Origin of the sequence: Streptomyces sp. NPDC060205 (genome assembly GCF_042728395.1) — a bacterium.
Lineage (GTDB): Bacteria > Actinomycetota > Actinomycetes > Streptomycetales > Streptomycetaceae > Streptomyces.
On the sequence record NZ_JBHWZP010000011.1, the window covers coordinates 15469 to 36005 of the forward strand.

General features: G+C 71.0%; 13 protein-coding genes, 1 tRNA gene and 1 pseudogene. 6 read left to right on the forward strand and 9 right to left on the reverse strand.

All coding sequences use genetic code 11. The annotated features are described in order from the left end of the window. Nucleotides 1-28: 28 nt before the first annotated feature. Entirely contained in the window at nt 29-2239 is a 2211-nt protein-coding gene (locus ACFWGJ_RS03460) for a glycoside hydrolase family 27 protein (RefSeq protein WP_387320643.1), read from the reverse strand. A 285-nt stretch (nt 2240-2524) separates the two neighbouring features. On the opposite strand from ACFWGJ_RS03460, the gene ACFWGJ_RS03465 reads away from it, so the two are divergent. Next, complete coding sequence (locus ACFWGJ_RS03465; RefSeq protein WP_387320645.1) at nt 2525-6634, forward strand: discoidin domain-containing protein; 4110 nt, start codon at nt 2525-2527, stop codon at nt 6632-6634. Nucleotides 6635-6656: 22 nt separating this feature from the next. Here the strand turns inward: ACFWGJ_RS03465 and ACFWGJ_RS03470 are convergent, their stop codons facing one another. The 3 genes from ACFWGJ_RS03470 to ACFWGJ_RS03480 form a co-directional block, all read right to left on the reverse strand. Then, entirely contained in the window at nt 6657-8585 is a 1929-nt protein-coding gene (locus ACFWGJ_RS03470) for a LamG-like jellyroll fold domain-containing protein (RefSeq protein WP_387320647.1), read from the reverse strand. 146 nt (nt 8586-8731) lie between these two features. Continuing rightward, nucleotides 8732-9040: a hypothetical protein gene (locus ACFWGJ_RS03475; RefSeq protein WP_387320649.1), complete on the reverse strand. Its 309-nt coding sequence runs from the start codon at nt 9038-9040 to the stop codon at nt 8732-8734. Between the two features lie 154 nt (nt 9041-9194). Further along, nucleotides 9195-9268, reverse strand: a tRNA-Pro gene (locus ACFWGJ_RS03480). A gap of 100 nt (nt 9269-9368) precedes the next feature. Here ACFWGJ_RS03480 and ACFWGJ_RS03485 point away from each other — a divergent pair. From ACFWGJ_RS03485 to ACFWGJ_RS03495, 3 genes are all read left to right on the forward strand, one after another. Continuing rightward, nucleotides 9369-9917, forward strand: a complete 549-nt coding sequence (locus ACFWGJ_RS03485; RefSeq protein WP_387320651.1) for a DUF309 domain-containing protein — start codon at nt 9369-9371, stop codon at nt 9915-9917. A 59-nt stretch (nt 9918-9976) separates the two neighbouring features. Further along, a complete protein-coding gene (cobF, locus tag ACFWGJ_RS03490; RefSeq protein ID WP_387320653.1) occupies nt 9977-10825 on the forward strand; it encodes a precorrin-6A synthase (deacetylating) in 849 nt (282 codons plus the stop codon). Nucleotides 10826-10886: 61 nt separating this feature from the next. Further along, complete coding sequence (locus ACFWGJ_RS03495; RefSeq protein WP_387320655.1) at nt 10887-13031, forward strand: MDR family MFS transporter; 2145 nt, start codon at nt 10887-10889, stop codon at nt 13029-13031. Between the two features lie 135 nt (nt 13032-13166). Here the strand turns inward: ACFWGJ_RS03495 and ACFWGJ_RS03500 are convergent, their stop codons facing one another. Together ACFWGJ_RS03500 and ACFWGJ_RS03505 are read right to left on the reverse strand one after the other, a co-directional pair. Then, a complete protein-coding gene (locus ACFWGJ_RS03500) occupies nt 13167-15059 on the reverse strand; it encodes a glycoside hydrolase family 15 protein (protein ID WP_387320657.1) in 1893 nt (630 codons plus the stop codon). 201 nt (nt 15060-15260) lie between these two features. Next, the gene (locus ACFWGJ_RS03505; RefSeq protein WP_387320659.1) at nt 15261-16043 is read right to left on the reverse strand and encodes a sulfite exporter TauE/SafE family protein; all 783 of its coding nucleotides are present in this window, start codon (nt 16041-16043) and stop codon (nt 15261-15263) included. Between the two features lie 194 nt (nt 16044-16237). Between ACFWGJ_RS03505 and ACFWGJ_RS03510 the strand changes: the two genes are divergently transcribed. Both ACFWGJ_RS03510 and ACFWGJ_RS03515 read left to right on the forward strand, forming a co-directional pair. After that, nucleotides 16238-17044, forward strand: coding sequence for an alpha/beta hydrolase (locus tag ACFWGJ_RS03510; protein WP_387320660.1), 807 nt, complete (start codon nt 16238-16240; stop codon nt 17042-17044). Between the two features lie 110 nt (nt 17045-17154). After that, entirely contained in the window at nt 17155-17505 is a 351-nt protein-coding gene (locus tag ACFWGJ_RS03515) for a DUF3140 domain-containing protein (RefSeq protein ID WP_387320662.1), read from the forward strand. Between the two features lie 22 nt (nt 17506-17527). On the opposite strand, the gene ACFWGJ_RS03520 is transcribed toward ACFWGJ_RS03515, so the two are convergent. From ACFWGJ_RS03520 to ACFWGJ_RS03530, 3 genes and pseudogenes are all read right to left on the reverse strand, one after another. Further along, on the reverse strand, nt 17528-18217 hold the full coding sequence (locus ACFWGJ_RS03520) for an SDR family NAD(P)-dependent oxidoreductase (RefSeq protein ID WP_387320663.1): 690 nt from the start codon (nt 18215-18217) through the stop codon (nt 17528-17530). Then, on the reverse strand, nt 18214-19128 hold the full coding sequence (locus ACFWGJ_RS03525; protein WP_387320664.1) for a cupin domain-containing protein: 915 nt from the start codon (nt 19126-19128) through the stop codon (nt 18214-18216). Before ACFWGJ_RS03525 ends, ACFWGJ_RS03520 begins: the two co-directional genes overlap by 4 nt. Continuing rightward, nucleotides 19125-20485, reverse strand: a pseudogene (locus ACFWGJ_RS03530) (amidohydrolase family protein). Before ACFWGJ_RS03530 ends, ACFWGJ_RS03525 begins: the two are co-directional and overlap by 4 nt. Nucleotides 20486-20537: the final 52 nt, after the last annotated feature.

Sequence of the window (20537 nt, forward strand, 5' to 3'; positions counted from 1 at the left end):
TCACGCCACGTCAAGAATAATTACTAATTTATTTGGACGAGGTCTGGACGGTCTGGACGGTCTGGGCGAACGACGTCAGGTGCACCCGACCGTCGACGCCCCGGTACACCGCGTCCACACCGACCGTGCCGTCAGGCCCGGCCGCCCCGGCCACCGCTCCCAGCGAGCCCTCGAACGCGGCACTCGGGAACTCGTCCCGCTTCGTCCAGCCCTGCCAGGCCCCGTCCTCGTGACGCCGCTGCCAGAGCGTGTAGTCGGCGGCGCGCGCGTACAGCACGACGGTGTCCCCGGCCGTGACGAGGGTCGGGCTGCCGCTGACGGTTCCGCCGAGCGAGGTCCACGGCGACCACTGACCCGCCGCCGTCCGGGTCCGCGTCCACACGTCGTCGGCGGCGGTGCGGACGGCCAGGTGGAGCTGCCCGTCCGAGTCGACGACGGCCGACGGCCGCCCGTACGTCCGAAGCCCACCGGGGGTGCCGAGCGACGACCAGCCGGTCGACGGGCCGCGCTGCACGACCTCCCCGTCCGCGTCGCGGGCGACCAGCGTCCAGTGGCCGGGGTCGGTGAACGCCACCGTCGGCGCGTCGGTCACCCGTCCGCCCAGGCTCTGCCACGCGCCCCAGCGCCCGTCGGCGAAGACCCGCCGGTGGACCCGGGAGTCGGTACCGCGCACGAAGACGTCGATCCGGCCGCCGGCCGAGGCGTACGCGGCGGGCTGCCCCAGGAACCTGCCTCCCGTGGGACCGCCGAGGTCCCGGGTCCGGCCCCGCCCGTTGCCGTCGGAGGTCGTGGTGTGCTGGACGAGGGAGCCGCGCGGTCCGCGCAGGAACGTGCTGAGCGTGTCACCGTCGCGCACCACGGCCGGGCTCGCCGAGGTCTTCTGTCCGAGGCTCGTTCCGGGCAGGGCGTCGGTGCCGGTCAGCTTCAGGAACGCGGTGCCGTGCGCGGGCACTTCGACCGTGTACGTGTCACTGTGGGCGCCCCGGTCCGCACGGGCTCGCAGGTCGCGGACGCCGACGGCCCCGCCGAGCCCGACGTCGGAGAAGCGGACCGTGCGCTCGGCGGGCTCGTCGGAGCGGTTGAGCAGCACGACCGCGCGCCTGCCGTCGCCCTGGAGGACCTTGCTGTAGACGTCACCCGTGGAGTCGCTCGCCACCCGCACGCCCTGGACGGCCAGCGGGTCCTGGTCGACGGCGATGATCTCCGGGTTGCGCAGTGTCCTGAGCATCGACGGCGACAACGTCCGCGGATCGGAGCCGAGGACGAGCGGCGAGGCCATCTCGGCCCACATCACGAACTGCGTGGTGGACTCCTCCTCCGTCAGCTCCAGCGAGCCGTCGCTCATGCGCCGCGTGGGGATGAGGTAGTCGGGGTCGTTGTAGTGGCCGGGCCCCTGCGCCTCGGGGTGCCAGGCGTTGGCGTCCATGTTGCGCAGCACGTTGGGCCACTGGCCGGGGCTCGGGGTGCCCCACGCGATGTCCGTGCCCGTGCGCCACGAGTCGGCGATCGTCGGGGCGTAGACGTACGAGTTGTGCGCGTCCTGCTCGGGTGTGTGCGGCACGCCCCAGTCGTCGGTGAGCGGGTTGCAGAGGTTGAGCAGCATCGTGCGGCCGGACTTGGCGACCGCGTCGCTGAACTCCTTGAACGCCGGGCCCGGATCGAGCTTCGCCCCGATCCCGCACAGGAAGTCGACCTTGACCGCGTCGATCTTCCAGTCGGCGAACTGCCGTGCGTCCTGGTCGTAGTGCCCCCTGCTGCCGAGTCCGCAGCTCTTGCCGCCGTCGTAGGCGCCCGCGTCGGTGTAGATGCCCGCCTTCAGACCCCGCTTGTGGAGGTACGAGACCAGGGCCGGGATCCCGGAGGGGAAGCGATCCGGGTGGGCGACCAGGTTCCCTTGTGCATCGCGCGGGTTGTCGGCCTGCCAGCCGCCGTCGAGCCACACGACGTCGTAGCCGCTGTCGCGCAGACCGCTGCCGACCAGCTTGTCGGCGACGGAGCGCACCTCCTTCTCGGTGGGCGCGCCCAGGCCGTAGTAGGTGTTCCAGCCCATGTAGGGCGTGGGCGCGAGACCGCTGTCGTAGTACTCGGGCGCGCCCTGGTCGACACCGGTCACGGTCCCCGTGCCGGCGGTGGCCGCGGGGGCCGCGGTCACCGCCAGGACCGTTGCGATCGCGACCGTGGTGGTGCGGCGGGTCAGTCTCCGAGCCGCGGGTGTGCGGACCTGCGGGTGTGAAATCACTTGCCTCTCCCGATGGTTGGGAAGCACGAAAGCGCTGGGAAGCACGAGGGCGTGACGTGGGCCGCGCTGCGGCGGCGGCCGTCCGCGTCACGGCGAAGACTGTGGCCCGCGGCCGGAAACCCTGTCAATATTAATTCCTAATTTAATAGAAAGAGAGACGGGGTCTGTCGCAGGGGTTGACAGGAAACTCCGCGGGTCCCAGCCTTTGGCAACGTTGTCAGTGCCTCCCGCGCGCCGTGTTCGGGTCCGGCCCGCGCCGCTGTCTTCCGATGGGACATCACGCTCATGACAGATCAGTCGAGTTCGCCGCGTCAGCTCTCGCGGCGATCCGTCGTCGCCACGGGTTCCACCCTGCTGGCCGGGTTCGGCCTGGGCGCCCTGGCTCCCCTGCCGGCTGCCGCCGCCGCGGGTGGCGAGGGGTCGGCCGGGTCCGCCCCGCCCGCCGAACTCGCCCTGCACCGCCCGGTCACCGTCTCCTCCACGGCCTACGCGGCCACGCCGGGCTCCTTCGTGGTGGACCGGCTCACCTCGCCGGGCGTCCGGGGCAGCGGATGGCGGGCCGGGGCGGGCGACCCGCAGTGGATCTCGGTCGATCTGCAGGCCCGGTGCGAGGTCACCTGGATCCGGCTCACCTTCGAGGGTGACGCGAGCGACCCGGTGTTCACACCGCCCACCACGGGAAATCCGGCCAGTGGCACCACGGGCAAGGAGATCCAGTCGAGCTACGCGGTCGACTTCGTCGTCGAGACGTCGACCGATCACACGTCCTGGACCAGCGTGTACCGCACGACGGCGGGCACCGGCGGTGTGGTGGACATCCAGCTCCCCCGCCCGGTGTCGGCGCGCTGGGTGCGGATGACCTCGCGCAGGCGCTCCAGCCCTCTTCCCCTGGGTCTGAACGGCTTCGAGGTGCACGGCAGCGCCAAGGGTCACCGGCCGTCGGCCACCGGCTGGACGGACTGGGGAACCCTCAACGGTCCCGCGCCGAAGCTGACCGTGGCCGACGACGGCACGGTGCCGCTGGAGTCGGGCTGGCGGCTCACCCTCGACGACTGGGCGGACGGTGACAGCGACAGCGGGAAGGGCGGGGACGGCGGCGGGAAGGGCGGCGACGGCAAGGAGCTGTCGAAGACGTCCGCCGACACCAGCCGCTGGCTGCCCGCCACCGTGCCCGGCACGGTCCTGGCCTCGCTCGTCGACCAGGGCAAGCTGCCCGACCCGGTGGCCGGGCTCAACAACCTGCACATCCCGGAGGCCCTGTCCCGGCACGCGTGGTGGTACAAGCGGGACTTCGAGCTGCCGCGCGGCCTGCGCACCGGGCCCGGCCGCCGGATCTGGCTGGAGTTCGACGGCGTCAACCACCTGGCCGACATCTGGTTCAACGGCCACCGCGTGGGCGATCTGACGTACCCCTTCGCCCGCTCGGCCCACGACGTGACCGGGCTGCTCGCGCCGGGCGGCGGGGCCAACGGGCTCGCGGTGCGGATCACGCCGATGCCGGTGCCCGGCAGCCCAGGCGACAAGGGCCCCGCGGGTGAGGCCTGGGTGGACGCGGGCGCGAACCAGATGAACCTCAACTCGCCGACCTACCTGGCCGCTTCGGGCTGGGACTGGATGCCCGCGGTACGCGACCGGGCCGCGGGCATCTGGAACCACGTCCGGCTGAGATCCACCGGCCAGGTCGTGATCGGCGACCCCCGGGTCGACACCGCCCTGCCGAAGCTGCCCGACGTGTCGGTGGCCGAACTGACCATCGTGGTCCCGGTGCGCAACGCCGACACCGCCGACCACCGTACGACGGTCTCCGCGTCCTTCGACGACGTACGGGTCAGCAAGGTCGTCACCGTCCCGGCGGGCAGGAGCGTCGAGGTCACGTTCACCCCGGACGCCTACGGCCGGCTGCGGGTACGCGACCCCAAGCTGTGGTGGCCGAACGGACTCGGGGACGCCACCCTGCACGGCCTCACCCTCACCGCGTCGGTCGACGGCACCGAGAGCGACCGCCGCACCACCCGCTTCGGCATCCGCCGGTTCGGTTACGAGTTCGAGGTGCCGCTGCCGTTCACGTCCACCGGCGACGCGTACACCCAGTCCGTGCCCTTCGACCGGCAGGAGGCCAGATACGTACGCGTGAAGTGCCTTACGCGCGCGACCAGTTGGGGCAGTTCGCTGTGGGCGCTGTCCGTGTTCGACAGTGAACGGGGCGCGGCCGATCTCGCGCTGCACGCACCGGCCGAGGCATCCAGCGAGGACGGCGGCGACCGCGGTCCGGCCAACGCCACCGACGGCGATCCCGGCACCCGCTGGTCGTCGGCCTACGAGGACGATCAGTGGATCCGGGTCGACCTGGGGTCGCAGCAGTCGTTCGACCGGGTCGACCTGACCTGGGAGCAGGCGTACGCGAAGACCTTCGTCGTGCAGGTCTCCTCCGACGACGACACCTGGACCGATGTCACGGCGGTGGACAACGGAGCGATCCCCCTGCCCTTCAACAACGGCAACGCCAGCCTCCAGGTCGAGGACTTCGCGCCGCGCACCGCCCGCCATGTCCGGATCGCCTGCGGGGTGCGCAACACGAGCTGGGGCAACTCCCTGTGGTCACTCGGCGTCATCGACAGCGCCGAGCCGGGCACCGACCTCGCCCTGCGGCACAAGGCGACCGCGTCCACCGAGGAGTCCGACCACCCGGCCGCGAACGCCACCGACGGCGACCCGGGAACGCGCTGGTCGTCGGCGTACGAGGACCAGCAGTGGATCCAGGTCGACCTCGGCTCCGCGAAGCGGTTCGACCGGGTGGCGATCGTGTGGGAGCCCGCCTACCCGAAGACGTACGTCATCCAGGTCTCCGACGACGGGGACACCTGGACCGATGTGAAGTCCGTGTCCAACACCCCCGACCCGCTGAAGATCAGCGTGAACGGCGTCCGGGTGCTGGCCCGGGGCGGCAACTGGGGCTGGGACGAACTGCTGCGCCGGATGCCGCCGGAGCGGATGGACGCGGCGGTGCGGATGCACCGCGACATGAACTTCACGATGATCCGCAACTGGGTCGGGACCTGCGACCGGGAGGAGTTCTTCGCCGCCTGCGACGAGCACGGCATCCTGGTGTGGAACGACTTCCCGAACGCCTGGGCGATGGACCCGCCGGACCACGAGGCCTTCAACTCGATCGCGCGGGACACCGTGCTGCGCTACCGGATCCACCCGAGCGTGGTCGTCTGGTGCGGGGCCAACGAGGGCAATCCGCCCGCCGCCATCGACAAGGGCATGCGTGCCGCCGTCGAGGAGCAGGCTCCCGGTCTGCTCTACCAGAACAACTCGGCCGGCGGAATCATCACCGGCGGCGGCCCCTACGGCTGGGTCGAACCGGACACGTACTTCGACCCGGCCACGTACGGCAGCAAGGACTTCGGTTTCCACACGGAGATCGGCATGCCCGTCGTCTCCACCGCCGCCAGCATGCGGAACCTGACGGGCGACGAGCCCGAGTGGCCGATACGCGGCGCCTGGTACTACCACGACTGGAGCGAGCGCGGGAATCAGGCGCCGCAGAACTACAAGGCCGCGGTCGAGGCCCGGCTCGGGACGGTCACGGACCTGGACGACTTCGCCGCCAAGGCCCAGTTCGTCAACTACGAGAACACCCGCGCCATGTTCGAGGCGTGGAACGCGAACCTGTGGGACAACGCCAGCGGCCTGATGCTGTGGATGTCGCATCCGGCGTGGCACAGCACCGTCTGGCAGACGTACGACTACGACTTCGACGTCAACGGCACGTACTTCGGGGCGCGTTCGGCCTGTGAGCCGCTGCATGTCCAGGCCGACCCGAAGGGGCAGGTCATCGCGGTCAACCACACGCGCAAGGACCTGCGGGGGGCCGTCGTCTCGGCGCGGCTGCTCGATCTGTCGGGCAAGCAGCTCGGCAAGGGCAGGAGCGCCCGGCTGGACGTGGCACCGGCCGCGACCGGGAAGGCGTTCACCGTCGGCTGGGACGACGGCCTGCCCGAACTGCACCTGCTGCGGCTGACGTTGGAGGACGGCGACGGCCGTGAGCTGTCGCGGAACACCTACTGGCGCTACCGCACCCCGGCCGCCATGCGGGCCCTGACCCGGATGCCACGCGCCAAGGTGTCCTCCAAGGTCACCCGGGTGTCCCGGTCCGGGGCCCGGCACGAACTGACCGCCACCGTACGCAATCAGGGGTCGGCCGTCGCCGCCATGGTCCGGCTGTCGCTGCTGGACGAGAAGACGGGTGATCGCGTCCTGCCGACCCTCTACAGCGACAACTATCTGTGGCTGCTGCCCGGCGAGTCCCGGACGGTCACGCTGTCGTGGCCGGCCCGGGCACTCGTCTCGCACAAGCCGCTCCTGACGGCGAAGGCGTTCAACTCGTAGCGCCGAAGGGCTGGTTGGGCGGCTACGCGTAGGGAGTCAGGAACTCCCCCACGGACAGCGCCCTGTTCACGATGCGCGTGTCGCCCATCCAGCCGTAGAAGCCCTGCCCGAAGCTCTCGTCGAACTGGGTGGCTCCGAGCACGAAGGGCTTGCCGAGCGTGGCGATGCCGGTGGACGGCTGCGAGGGGTTGCGGGCGATCTTCGAGCCGTCCACGTACATCACCGTGCGGCGGCCGTCGTTGACGAGGGCGATGTGCATCCAGCGGCCCACCGGCACCGCGTGGCTCCACGAGGTGGGGTCGGCGTCCTGGCGCTGCGGATAGACCACGAACTGCAGGAACCGCTCGGGTGACAGGTTGAGGCTGCAGGTCGGTTCCAGCGGGGACCAGCCCGTGGTCTTGCCCGCGTCGCCGTTGCGGCCCTCCCAGCTGAGGATGCCCATCCAGGAGTGGTCGCCCTCGAAGGGTTCGGGCAGCCTGATGAAAGTCTCGATGGTGTAGCCGCGCAGGAACTTCTCGCTGTTCAGGGCAGCCCGGGCGGCGGTCGTCAGGATCGCGCCGCGGTCCGGGCTCTTGCCGCCGTCGAAGCGCAGGCTGGCGTGCGCGGGCTGGCCGGGGTGATGGTCGGCCGACCAGGTGAGCGCGTCGGGCCCGCTCGACGCGAGCCGGCTGACGGTCAGGTCGTTGCCGTTGCCGGTGAGGTCGCGCACGACGGCTCCGTCCGCGACGGGCCTGCCCGCGGTGCCGCCCGCCGGGGTCCCTGCGGCGTCGAAGCGCCAGTACGCGACCGTGCCGCGCGGCATGACCGCGGAGGCGGGCCGCGGCTTCGGCACGGCGACGGGGGCGAAGCCCTTGAAGCGCTCGTCGAAGTCGATGTCGAGGCTGAACCGGTCGGCGTCGCCGGTCAGTTCGATGGTCTCGGCCTCCAGCGGCGACCGCTTCTCCGGGTCCCTGGCGAGGAGCCACGGCGAGAAGGTCTCGACGTCGACGACCCCGCGGACCAGATCGAAGCCGTAGGTACGGATCATGCCGGCGCCGCCGTAGTAGCGGTCCTGGTAGTTGGTGATGTGGACGTGGACATCGTTGTCGGAGTCGTTGCGCAGGACGGTGCGGCCCGGCGGCCAGTAGTGGCCGCCCAGCGCGAGGAAGATCTGGTCGTTGGCGCGGATGAGGCCGTCCCACAGGCGCTTGCCGTTGTCGGAGAGCTGCGCCTTCCCGTCGTCGTCGGCCCAGGCGATGTCGTGCGTGGTCAGCACAGCGGGGAGCGTGGGGTGCGCGTCGAGGACGCCCTGCGCCCACGCCATCCCCTTGTCGGAGATCCGCCAGTCGAGGGCGAGGACCAGCCAGGACCGGTCCGCGGCCTTGAGCACGTGGTACGTGTTGTAGCCGTCGGGCGAGGCGCCGCGGTAGGTCGGCATGGACTGGTAGCGGGCGGGCCCGAAAGCGGCGAGGTACGCGGAGTCGCCGCGCTGGTCGTCGCCGGAAGCGATGTCGTGGTTGCCCGCCAGGACGCTGTAGGGCACCTTGCCGTGGAGGGTCCGGAAGGTGTCGGCGGCGCGTTCGATCTCGTCCTCGGTGCCGTGCTCGGTGACATCCCCGAGGTGCGTCATGAACGCGATGTTCGCCTCCCCGCGCTCGGCGACGAGGTGGCGGAAGGCCTCCCGCAGCGGGGCGGGGTCGGCGCTGTCGGCGTCGAAGAGGTACTGGGTGTCGGGCAGGACGGCCAGCACGAAGCGGGGGCTCTCGGGGTCGAAGCGGTCGCTGTGGGCGGCGGCGGTGGCGGTCGCGGCGGCGGTTGTCTGGGCGCCGGTGGGGGCCGAGCCGGCGGCGGCCTGCGCGGACGCCTCGAAGGCGGCGACACCCGCGCCGGCCACGGGCAGGGCTGCCGCTACGCGCAGCAGGGCGCGTCTGTGCAGGGGGTGCGGGGGCTTCTGAGGTTCTGCCGCAGTCATGGACACTCCGTAGGACAGGACCGGACGGCACCGGTCGGCAGCCCGTACGCTCCTCACCCGCCACAGCCGGGCGGTGGCGGGGAGTTGAACGTCCGCTGCCCGGTGTCCGGACGTTTGGCGGAGAAGCCGTCCCGACCTCGCCCGGCTCAGGCCCCGTCGGGGGTGTTCGCTTCCTTCCCGGCTTCCTTCTCCGCGTCGGCGGCTTCCCTCTCCGCCTCCGCCATGCCGAGGAAGTGCCGGATCGTCTCGGTCGGCATGTCGAGGCCCTCGGACGCGGACTGCTCGTCACCGAACACCTGCACCGCCTCGGCGACGGCCACGGCCAGCTCGGTCTCCGCCTTGCGGACCTTGATCTCGGCCTTGTCCACGGTGTCGACCACCGCCAGCTGACGACGCTGCTTCTCTTGAAGCCGCTGCTTACGGGACACCGTCTTGTCGATGTTCTGCACAGTCACGCGCAAGATCATAAGCGGGTGGGGCGTGGCCGCGAAATCAGCAAATCGGCCGCCACGGGCAGTTGTTCGAGGGCAGGAGCACAGGAAAAGGACCCCCGCGGACCGCACGAAAAGGGTCCCCACGGACTTCCGTCCGCGAAGACCCTTCGCATCGTCGGGACGACAGGATTTGAACCTGCGACCCCTTGACCCCCAGTCAAGTGCGCTACCAAGCTGCGCCACGTCCCGATGCGCCTCGTCGCGGTGAACCGCGTGATCGCGCGAACAGAACCTTACCGCACACAGGGGGATGCCTCGAAGACGGGGAGTGAGGGGAGACAATCGGTACATGAGTAACACCTCTGGCCACACCTCTGGCGACACGTCCGGCGACACGTCCGGCGACCGGCGGGACCGGGACACGGAGGGCCGGGCACGCAACGCCCGGCCCCGGGACGGGCTCGGGCGGCCCCTGCCGTACGGGGTGGACGGAGTGGAGCGGCAGCCCGAGGGGGTGGTGCGTGCCCCCGAGGACACCGTCACCGAGGCCCAGGCGCTGCTGGCGGCGGGGAAGCCGTTCCACGCGCACGAGGTCTTCGAGGACGCCTGGAAGTCGGGGCCCGACGAGGAGCGCGCGCTGTGGCGGGGGCTCGCCCAGCTCGCGGTCGGGCTCACGCACGCGGCCCGGGGGAACGTGACGGGCGGGGCCCGGTTGCTGCGGCGGGGGGCCGGCGCGGTCGAGGAGTGGGGCGCGGGCTCCGGCAGCCCCCGTCCGTACGGGCTCGCGTTGGCCGAACTCGCCTCCTGGGCCCGTGAGCTGGCGGCCGTAGTGGAGCGGGACGAAGCCGCCGTGGACGCGTCGGCGTGGGCACCGCGGTTGCGCGGCGGCGACGCGTAGGCCGCTCACCGTCGGGTGGGGGTGCCCTGGGCCGTGACTCCGTGCGGCACACTCGGGACGTGCGAAGGATTCATGTCATCGGCATCGGCGCGGGCGATCCCGACCAGCTGACCCTCCAGGCGGTCAAGGCGATGAGGGACACCGAGGTGTTCTTCATCCTGGACAAGGGCGAGGTGAAGTCGGACCTCGTACGGCTGCGCCGTGACATTCTCGGCGCGCATCTGCCGGAGGGCACGTACCGGACGGTCGAGGCGCGCGATCCCGAGCGCGACCGCACCGCGGAGGGCGCGGGCTACTCCCCCGCCGTCGGGGACTGGCGCAGCGCCCGCGCCGGCGTCTTCGAGCGGCTGATCGCCGGGGAACTGGGCGAGGACGGGACCGGGGCGTTCCTCGTCTGGGGCGACCCCTCGCTGTACGACAGCACGCTGGGTGTCCTGGAGGAGGTCCTGGAGCGGGGTGCCGTGGCCTTCGCGTACGACGTCGTGCCGGGCATCAGCAGCGTCTCGTCCCTGGCCGCCCGTCACCGCACCGGTCTCAACCGGGTGGCGCGTCCCGTGCAGATCACCACGGGCCGGCGGCTCGCCGAGGGCCTTCCCGAGGGCGTCGACGACGTGGTCGTCATGCTGGACGCCCATCAGACGTTCCAGCGGTACGCCGACACCGGCGAGGACATCGACATCTACTGGGGCGCCTATCTGGGCACCCCGGACGAGATCCTCGCCTCCGGTCCCCTGGCGGAAACGGCTCCCCGCATCGTCGAGCTGCGTGCGGAGGCCCGTGAGCGCAAGGGCTGGATCATGGACACGTATCTGCTGCGCAGGCGCCCCGGGAGCGTTTCCGGGGATGAGGGCGCTCCCGGAGTGGGGAGGGTGTCCAGGGACGAGGGCGCTCCCGGGTCGTCGGGCTGACCCGGGCTCCCGCCGTTTCGCTGTGCGGCAGCGGCCCGCGCCCCCGTGCGGACCGCCCCGCATGCACACCCCACCCGCCGGTGTGAAGCTGACCGGTGTGACGACCATCGACACCGCCGGACCCGCCGCCGGGCCGCCCGCCGCCGAAGCGCCCGCCACGCAGCCGCCCGTGCTGGACAAGCGGCGCCGCAACGTCGTCTTCGTGACGATCATGCTCGGCATGCTGCTGGCCGCACTGGACCAGACGATCGTGGGCACCGCCCTGCCCACGATCGTGTCGGACCTCGGCGGCGCGGAGCACATGTCGTGGGTGGTCACCAGCTATCTGCTGGCGGAGACCGTCGCCACGGTGCTCGTCGGCAAGTTCGGTGACCTGTTCGGCCGCAAGCTCGTCTTCCAGGCGTCGGCGATCATCTTCATCACCGGCTCGTTCCTGTGCGGCCTCTCCTCGAACATGCTCCTGCTGATCTCCTGGCGGGCCATGCAGGGCATCGGCGCGGGCGGTCTGATGGTCACCGCGATGGCCCTGATCGCCGACGTCATCCCGCTGCGGGAGCGCGGCAAGTACCAGGGTGCGATCGGCGCGGTGTTCGGCGTCGCCACCGTGATCGGGCCGCTGCTCGGCGGCCTCTTCACGGACCATCTGACCTGGCGCTGGGCGTTCTACGTCAACGTCCCCATCGCGATCCTCGTCGTGGTCGCCGCGGCCCGCACGATCCCGGTGGTGAAATCGCCCTCCCGGCCGGTCATCGACTACCTGGGCATCGCGCTGGTCGCGATCGGCGCCAGCGCACTGATCCTGGCGACGAGCTGGGGCGGCAACGAGTACGCCTGGGGCTCACCCACCATCATCGGCCTCTTCGCGGGCGGTGTCGTCGCCCTCGCCGGCTTCTGCTGGGTGGAGACCCGCGCCACCGAACCCATGCTGCCGATGCGCCTGTTCGGCAACCCCGTCTTCACGGTCTGCTCGATCCTCAGCTTCATCGTGGGCTTCGCGATGCTCGGCGCGATGACGTTCCTGCCGACGTATCTGCAGTACGTGGACGGCGACTCGGCGACGATCTCCGGCGTACGTACGCTGCCCATGGTCGTCGGGCTGCTCATCGCGTCGGTCTTCAGCGGCAACGTGATCAGCAAGACCGGCCACTACCGGGTCTTCCCCATCGTCGGCTCGCTGGTGATGGGCGTCGGGCTCTATCTGCTCTCCCTGATGAACAGCGGCACCAGCACCTGGCTCTCCTCGCTGTACATGTTCGTGCTAGGCGCGGGGATCGGGCTGTGCATGCAGGTCCTCACCATCGCCGTGCAGAACACCGTCGAGTACACCGACCTGGGTACCGCGACGTCCGGCGTCACCTTCTTCCGTACGCTCGGCAGCTCCTTCGGGACCGCCGTCTTCGGCACGATCTACGCCAACACGCTGAAGCCGAACCTGGCGGACGGGGTCGCCGAGGCCGCCCGCACGAGCGGGACCGACCCCGGGACGCTCACCAAGGCGGCGACCAGCCCGGAGGGACTGCACGATCTGCCGTCGGCGACCGCCGCGCCGCTCGTCAAGGCGTACGCGGAAACGCTGCAGACCGTCTTCCTGTGGACCGTGCCCGTGGCGGCGCTCGGTTTCCTGGTCTCCCTGTTCCTCAAGCAGGTGCAGCTGCGCGACAGTGCACGGATGGGGTCGACCGACATGGGCGAGGGGTTCGCGACGCCGTCGGCGGCCGACAACCGGCAGCGGCTGGAGGCCACGGTCGGGAAGATCCTCGGCGGTACCAGGCCCGACGAGCTGCGCCGGATCGTCGTCGGGGCGGACACGCGGCTGGACATCGCGGGGGCCTGGGCGGTCATGCAGGTCGAGATGTTCACCCGGATGGTCGGGCATGCGAACCTGTCGCTGATCGCCGCGCGCCGGCGGGTGCCGCCGGAGGTGCTGGTGCCCGTCTTCCAGCGGATGGTGGACGAGGGGTACCTCACGCATGAGGGGAACCTCTTCTCCCACACCTCGGCCGGGGCACGCGAAGCGGGTGTCATCGGCGAGGCGTGGGGGCGCTGGCTTGCCGACCGCGTCGAGCAGGACCTCGGTCGTCCCTCGGGAGCGGAGCTTCGGGTCGCCGTCGACAGCATCGCGAAGCGGTTGCTGGTGGAGGATCTGACGGACGGGGCGTCGGTGGGGCATGGTCCTGCGGCCCTCGCCACGGCCCCGGCCCCCTAAGGGGCGCGGGGAACTGCGCGGCCAGCCACGACGCGCCCGCAGTGGGCATACGGGGTGGAGGGGCAGGTCCGGTCCGGTTCTCGACTGCGGCTGCGTGGGGGCGGGCCGCGTAGTTCCCCGCGCCCCTTAGGGGGCTCAGCCCAGGGCGCGGTCCAGGTTGAAGGCCGCGCTGATCAGGGCCAGGTGAGTGAAGGCCTGGGGGAAGTTGCCCTGTTGTTCGCCGGTGTGGCTGATCTCCTCCGCGTACAGGCCGAGGTGGTTGGCGTAGGTGAGCATCTTCTCGAACGCCAGGCGTGCCTCGTCGAGCCGGCCGGCCCGGGTCATCGCCTCGACGTACCAGAAGGAGCAGATCGAGAACGTGCCCTCCTCGCCGCGCAGGCCGTCGGGGCTCACCTTCGGGTCGTAGCGGTAGACCAGCGAGTCGGAGACCAGGTCCTCGGTGAGCGCGTCGAGCGTGGAGAGCCACTTCGGGTCGGTCGGCGAGATGAACTTGGCCAGCGGCATCATCAGTACGGCGGCGTCCAGGACGTCGTCGTCCTCGTGCTGGACGAAGGCCTTGCGCGCCGGTGACCAGCAGCGGTCCATGATCCGCCGGTAGATCGTGTCGCGGGCGCCGCGCCAGCGCGGCAGGTCCGCGGGCAGGCCCCGCCGGTTGGCCAGCCTGATCGCCCGCTCGATCGCCACCCAGCACATGAGCCGGGAGTAGAGGAAGTTCTTACGGCCGCCGCGGGTCTCCCAGACGCCTTCGTCGGGCTGGTCCCAGTGGTCGCAGACCCACTCGACGAGCGCGCAGATGTCGTCCCACTGGTCGCTGGAGATCGGCTGGGCCCACTTGTCGTAGAGGTAGACCGAGTCGATGAGGGCGCCGTAGATGTCGAGCTGGAGCTGGTCGGCCGCCGCGTTGCCGATCCGGACGGGGGCGGAGCCCTGGTATCCCTCCAGGTGGCCGAGCTCCTCCTCGTGCAGGTCGGTGCGCCCGTCGATGCCGTACATGATCTGCAGCGGGCCCGCGGGGCGGCCGTCGCCGGGGCTGATGTGCCGGGCCGTGAACGCCATGAACGACTTGGCCTCGCTGGTGAACCCCAGGCGCAGGAGCGCGTACACGCAGAAGGCGGCGTCGCGGACCCACACGTACCGGTAGTCCCAGTTCCGTTCGCCGCCGATCTGCTCGGGGAGGCTGGTCGTCGCGGCGGCCACGATCGCGCCGGTGGGCGCGTAGGTGAGCAGTTTGAGGGTCAGCGCGGAGCGGTGCACCATCTCGCGCCACCGGCCGCGGTACTGGGAGGCGGTCAGCCAGTTCCGCCAGAACGCCACGGTGGCGCCGAACAGTTCCTCGGCCTCGGCGCGCGGGCAGCAGCGGGGCTGTATGTCGCCGCTGACCTGGTCGAGGGCGAACACCGCCGACTCGCCCTCGTGGAGTTTGAAGTCCGCCGTCGCGTCGAGTCCGTCGCAGGCGAGCGGTTCGGTGGAGGTCAGGGCGAGCGACAGGTTCTTGGACTCGAAGACCACCATGTCGTCGTGGAGGCGGGCGGTGTGCGGCTGCGCCGCGTAGTCGAAGCGGGGTGCCACGCGCGCGTGGAAGGGGACCGAGCCGCGGACGCACAGCACGCGGCGGATCAGCCGGTGCCGGTCCGCCTCCGTCCCGCCGCCGTCGCTGTCCCCGTCTCCGTCGCCCTCGACCGGCATGAAGTCCTGGATCTCGCCGACGCCGTCCTCCGTGAAGAAGCGGGTGAGCAGGACGTTCGTGTCCGGGAAGTAGAACTGCTTGGTCCTGGCGGGGACGGCCGCGGCCAGTTCGAAGGAGCCGCCCTTGTCCGCGTCGAGGATCGCGGCGAAGACGCTGGGGGCGTCGAAGGAGGGGCAGCAGTACCAGTCGATGGTGCCGTTGACGCCTACCAGGGCGACGCTGCGGAGGTCGCCGATGAGGCCGTGGTCGGCGATCGGGAGGTAGTGGCCGGAGGCCGGCCCCTCCTGGCCCTCCTGGGCCTCGGACGGCGGTGGGTCCTGGTGCGCGGATGCCTCGGACATGGGCTCAGCGTAGACGTTCCACTGGGAGGATTGTCGGTTTTCTGCGGGTCCGATGTGGCTGGTCGCGCAGTTCCCCGCGCCCCTGAAGAACGGGGCTGCGCCCCAGTTTTTCGCCCTGAAGGGGCGCGGGGAACTGCGCGGCCCGCCCCCACCGGCCGGCAGTCGACGAGCGGCCGATCAGGCGCCACCGCACGGCGCTCCTCAGCGCAGCAGCAGCTGCAGGCCGCCCAGGATCGTTGCCGCGATCACCAGGCGTTCGAAGAGGCGTTGGTTGATGCGGTCCACCGCCCACTTGCCGATCAGGGCGCCCGGGAGGACGAAGGCCACGAGGGCCGCGTCCAGGAGCAGGGAGTGGCCGTCGATCAGGCCGAGGCCGACGCTGAAGGGGACCTTGGAGACGTTGACGATCAGGAAGAAGAAGGCGGAGGTGCCGAGGAAGCCGAGTTTGCGGAAGCCCGCGGAGAGGAGGTACATCGACATCACGGGGCCGCCCGCGTTGGCGACCATCGTGGTGAAGCCGCCCATCACCCCGTAGGAGCGGGCCTTGATCCGGCCGGCCCGCGTGGCCACCGAGTCGGGCTCCTCGGCCGCGTCCGCGCTCTCGGCCTTCCGGCGGCGCCACACGGTGACCCCGGCCATGAACAGCAGGATCGCGCCGATCGACGTACGTACCATCGCGTCGTCGGCCCACACCAGGAACACCGTGCCGACGACCACGCCCGCGGCGACCGCCGGGAACAGCTTCCACAGGGTCGGCCAGTGGGCGTGCCGCCGGTAGGTGAGTACGGCGAGCACGTCCCCGGCGATCAGGATGGGCAGCAGCACCCCCGTGGACGCCCTGGCCGGCAGGACCGCCGCGAAGATCGCGAGGCTGACGGTGTTGGCCCCGCTCACGGCGGTCTTGGAGAAGCCGACGAGCAGAGCCGCGGCGGCGAGGGCGGCGAACTCCCAGGGAGTGATGTTCCAGAGCGTCATCGTGTTCATGCGGGGACCGATGTTATGCCCACCTATCCGGCGCTGTCAGGGGCGTCTCGACAGGTGACCCCCGACAGGCGTCCACTGCCAGGCGTCCCCTGCCAGGTGTCCCCCGCCACCGCCACCGGCCAGGCGCCCTGGACCGTCTCCTCACCCTTTGCGAAGATCGCCCTCGAACCTTCGCCGACGCCGATGGAGGACCCATGGCCGACTCCCGCGAGCACATCCTCACGGGCACCCGGAGCAGCATCACGGCACGCGCGTGGCCCCGGGAACGGCCGCGGTACGTGGCTGTGCTGGTCCATGGGTACGGCGAGCACATCGGCCGTTACGAGTACGTCGCCGACGTGCTGCACCGGCATGGCGCGGCGGTGTTCGGCCCCGACCACCTGGGGCACGGGAGGTCCGGCGGCGAGCGCGTGCTGATCGAGGACTTCGAGGACGTGGTGAGCGACGTCCACGCGGTGGAGCTGCTGGCCAGGGACGCGTACCCGGGTGTGCCTCTCGTGCTGATCGGCCACTCGATGGGCGGCCTGATCGCGGCGCGGTACGCGCAGCGGTACGGGGACGGGCTGGCCGCGCTCGTCCTGTCGGGGCCGGTGATCGGGAGCTGGGGGCCGCTCCATCAGCTGCTCGCGCTCGATCCGCTGCCCGAGGTCCCGATCGACCCGACGGCGCTCTCGCGCGATCCGGCGGTCGGACGGGCGTACGCGGCGGATCCTCTCGTGTGGCACGGACCGTTCAAGCGCCCCACGCTGGAGGCGTTCGTCCGCACCCTGGACACCATCTCCAAGAGCGGTGACGTGGGGGCGCTCCCGCTGCTGTGGCTGCACGGGGACGACGACCGGATCGTGCCCCTGGCCGCCAGCCGGGCCGGTGTCGAGGAGCTGCGCGGCACCGAGTGGGACGAGCGGGTGTACCCGGGCGCACAGCACGAGGTGTTCAACGAGACGGTCAAGGACACGGTCCTGGCCGATGTGACCCGTTTCGTGGACGACGTGCTCGCGTGAAATCCCACCTGCCGGGCAGGCAGGCAGGCAACACACGAAGAGCCTACGAACCAGAAGCCGGCGAGCCAGAAGCCGACGAACGAGAAGCTTCCAAACGAAAGGGACACCCGATGGCCGACGCCCTCGAACTCGACGCGCTGTGGGCCGAGTTCCACCGCGTGGTGAACATGACCTCACAGGAACTGGCCGCCTGGCTGCAGGTGAACGAGGCGTCCGAGGAGTCCGTGGTCCCGCCCGAGCACGCGGGTGCGCCGACCGGCGAGCACGTGCTGGCCATCCTGCAGAAGCGGCGCATCGATCTCACCGAGGACGATCTCGACGTGATGTACGAGGTCGTGGACACCGTCACCGCCGAGACCGGCCCGCAGGGCGGGTCGGGGCAGGCGTCCGAGGCCGAGGAGACCCGGCGCCGCCATCGGCTGATGACCCTGGGCCACGACCCGAGCCGGCCGCAGCTGTGAGAGGTGCGGCCGACCCGTTCCCTCAGCGCAGGGTCCATCCGCCGTCCACCGCGAGGTCGACGCCGTTGACCGCCGCGTTGCTGAGCAGGAAGTCGACGGCGTCCACGACGTCCCGCATGCGCGCGAGCCGTCCCGTGGGCGTCTGTGCGCGGTAGTCCTCCAGCACCTCGGCGGTCTTGTCCGCCCAGAACGGGCTGTCGCCGACGATCCCCGGGTGGACGGCGTTGACGCGGATCGGGGCGAGTTCCAGGGCGAGCGTGCGCACCAGGCCCGTGACGCCCGCGTTCACCGTCGCGACCGTCGTGGCGCCGGGGTAGGGCCGCTCCTTGGCCTGCCCGCCGAAGACCACGACGGCGCTCTCCTCGGTCATCCGCGGCAGCAGCGCGTGGACGACCTCGGTGTAGCCGACGAGTTTGAGGGTCACGAGCTGCAGCGCGGCCTCGACGTCGTACTCGGCGACGGTGTTCCGGTCGCGCGAGACACCGGCGAGCACCAGATGGCCGACGCGCTCGACCCCGGCCAGCGCGGGCGCGATCTCCTGCGGCCTGGCGAGGTCCAGGGCGAGCCCGTGCGCGCCGATCTCCTTGGCCACCGCCCCGGCCCGGTGGGCGTCGCGTCCGGTGAGGACGACGTCGTCACCGCGTTCCGCGCGGGCACGGGCGATCGCGAGACCGATACCGGCCGTACCTCCGACCACGACGACAGCACTCACGACTCAGCCTCCCTTGCCTCCGGTACGCCCAGTACGTCCCGCAGGTGGTCCCAGTCGCGCGCGAACCGGTACGAGTGACGCGACGGCGGCTGCGGTGCCTGCGTCTCCAGCCAACGCACCGGCCCCGTACCGGCGTTGCTGAAGCTGTGGACACACCCGGCGCCCGCCCAGGCGGCGTCGCCCACTCCCAGCCGGTGGTGCTCCCCGTCGAAGGTGGCGTCGACGACGCCCTCGACGATCAGGTACGTCTCCTCGAAGGGGTGGTCGTGGGCGCCCGCGACACCGTCGGCCGCGTACTGGACCATGAACATCGTCGAGGCGACCGCGCCCAGGTCCGCGTCCACCATCATCTTCACGGTGATCCCGCTGTAGACGAGCAGCGCGGTGCGCATGCCGGCCGACACCGACAGGAGGTCCTGGGACTGCTTGCCCGGGTCCATCTGCGCGGGCTCGAAGTGGCCGAAGGAGCGGGTGCGCGGATCGCGTACGTCGATCCGGACCGGCTCGCGGACGGGCAGGGCGGGCACCGCCTGGGTGTCGTGCCCGTAGCGGGCCCTCGGTACCGGCGCGAGCATGTCCGCCCAGCGCGCGACGGTGTCCCCGCCGCCGCGCCAGGCGTGCGGGACCCCCGCCGGCAGCAGCCCGTAGTCACCTTCTTCGAGGAGGTACGAGCCCTCGGGCGTATCGAGGAGCACGGTCCCGGAGAGCAGATGGAAGGACTCCTCGTACGAGTGGACGTGGGCCCCGACCGTCCCGTCCGGCGCCAGTTCGCACACTCCGAAGCCGGTGTGTACGGAGCCGTCCTCCTCCCCCACCACCGGCCACCGCCCGAATCCCGCGCTGGGGTGCGGCAGTTGGGATGGGGCGGCGAACGCGGCGTCCGCCGCCCGCCGGATCACGTGATGTGTCATGCCTGCTGCCGCTTCCCGCGCGCCTCGGCCGCTTCAGCGATGCGGTCGCGGGATTCCTCGACCAGGCGCCGGGCCCGCCCGACGTCGGCGAGGAGCCGGCCGTCGCGCTTGTGGACGACGCCGTCGACGATGACGGTCTCGACGTTGGAGACGTCCGCGCCCAGCGTCACGGCGGCCACCGGGTCGATGAGCGGCGCGAGGTTGAGTGCCGTCGCGTCGATCGCCACGACGTCGGCGCGCTTGCCCGGGACCAGCGATCCGGTCCGGTCTTCGAGGCCTGCGACGTGCGCGCCGTTGACGGTCGCGATCTCCAGCATCTGACGTGCCGTCAACATGGTGTCGGGGATGGGCTGTCGGCCTGCCAGCACTCGGCGTTGACGCGGGCGCGCTCGGCGCCGAAGGCCGCGCGGATCTGGGTGAACATGTCGCCGGGCACGGTGGTGACGACGTCGATGGACAGGGAGGGCCGCAGGCCGTACTCGATCGCCTTCATCACGGGCGGCCAGCCGTGCCCCATCTGTGTCTCGACCTGCGGGGCGACGGAGACGGTGCCGCCGCTGTCGGCGACCATCCGCCACTCCTCCTCGCTGAAGTAGCAGCAGTGGACGTAGGTGGTGTCCGGGCCGAGCAGACCGAGGCCGTGGAGCTGCTCGACCATGCCGAAGCGGCCGGCGAGCCGTCCCATGCCGGCGTGCACGGTGAGGGGGATGCCCAGTTCGCGGGCGAGGTGCCATTCGGCCTCGACGACGTCGTTGATGCAGAAGCCGGGGCCGCGGGTGGCGAGGCCCATCGTCAACAGGCCCTCGTCGGAGGAGAAGTGGCGTGCGCGCACCCTGCGTACGTCGTCGCCGGGTATCGCGATCTTGCTCTCGTACCAGTAGTCGGCGAGCGAGGTGTTGGCGCTGCCGTACGCGTACTGGGCGCGGATGCCGGTCTCGGTGAGGGCCTGGACCGCCGCGTCGGGGTGTTCGGGCGTGTTGTTGATGTGGGACCAGTCGACGAGGGTGGTGATACCGGCGTTGAGGCATTCAAGCGAGCCCGCCAGGTTGCCCGCGTACACGTCCTCGGGGCTGTAGACGGGTGCGTACGTGTCCAGGACCTCGACGAAGTAGTCGTCGAGGGTGGCGTCGGGCGCGCAGCCGCGGATGGAGGCCTCCCAGGTGTGCCGGTGGGTGTCGACGAAGCCGGGCAGGACGATACGGCCCGTCATGTCGAGCACTTCGGCGTCCGCGTCGAGGTCGTGTGCGACCGCGGCGATCCTGCCGTCCTCGATGAGGACGTCACCGCCGGGCAGGTCCCCGATGGCGGGATCCATCGAGAGCACGTGGCCCGAGCGCAGCAGCATTCGGTTGGTCATCGCCCTACTCGCCTCTCTCCATGCCGAGTTCCATGCCGAGTCCCATGCCGGG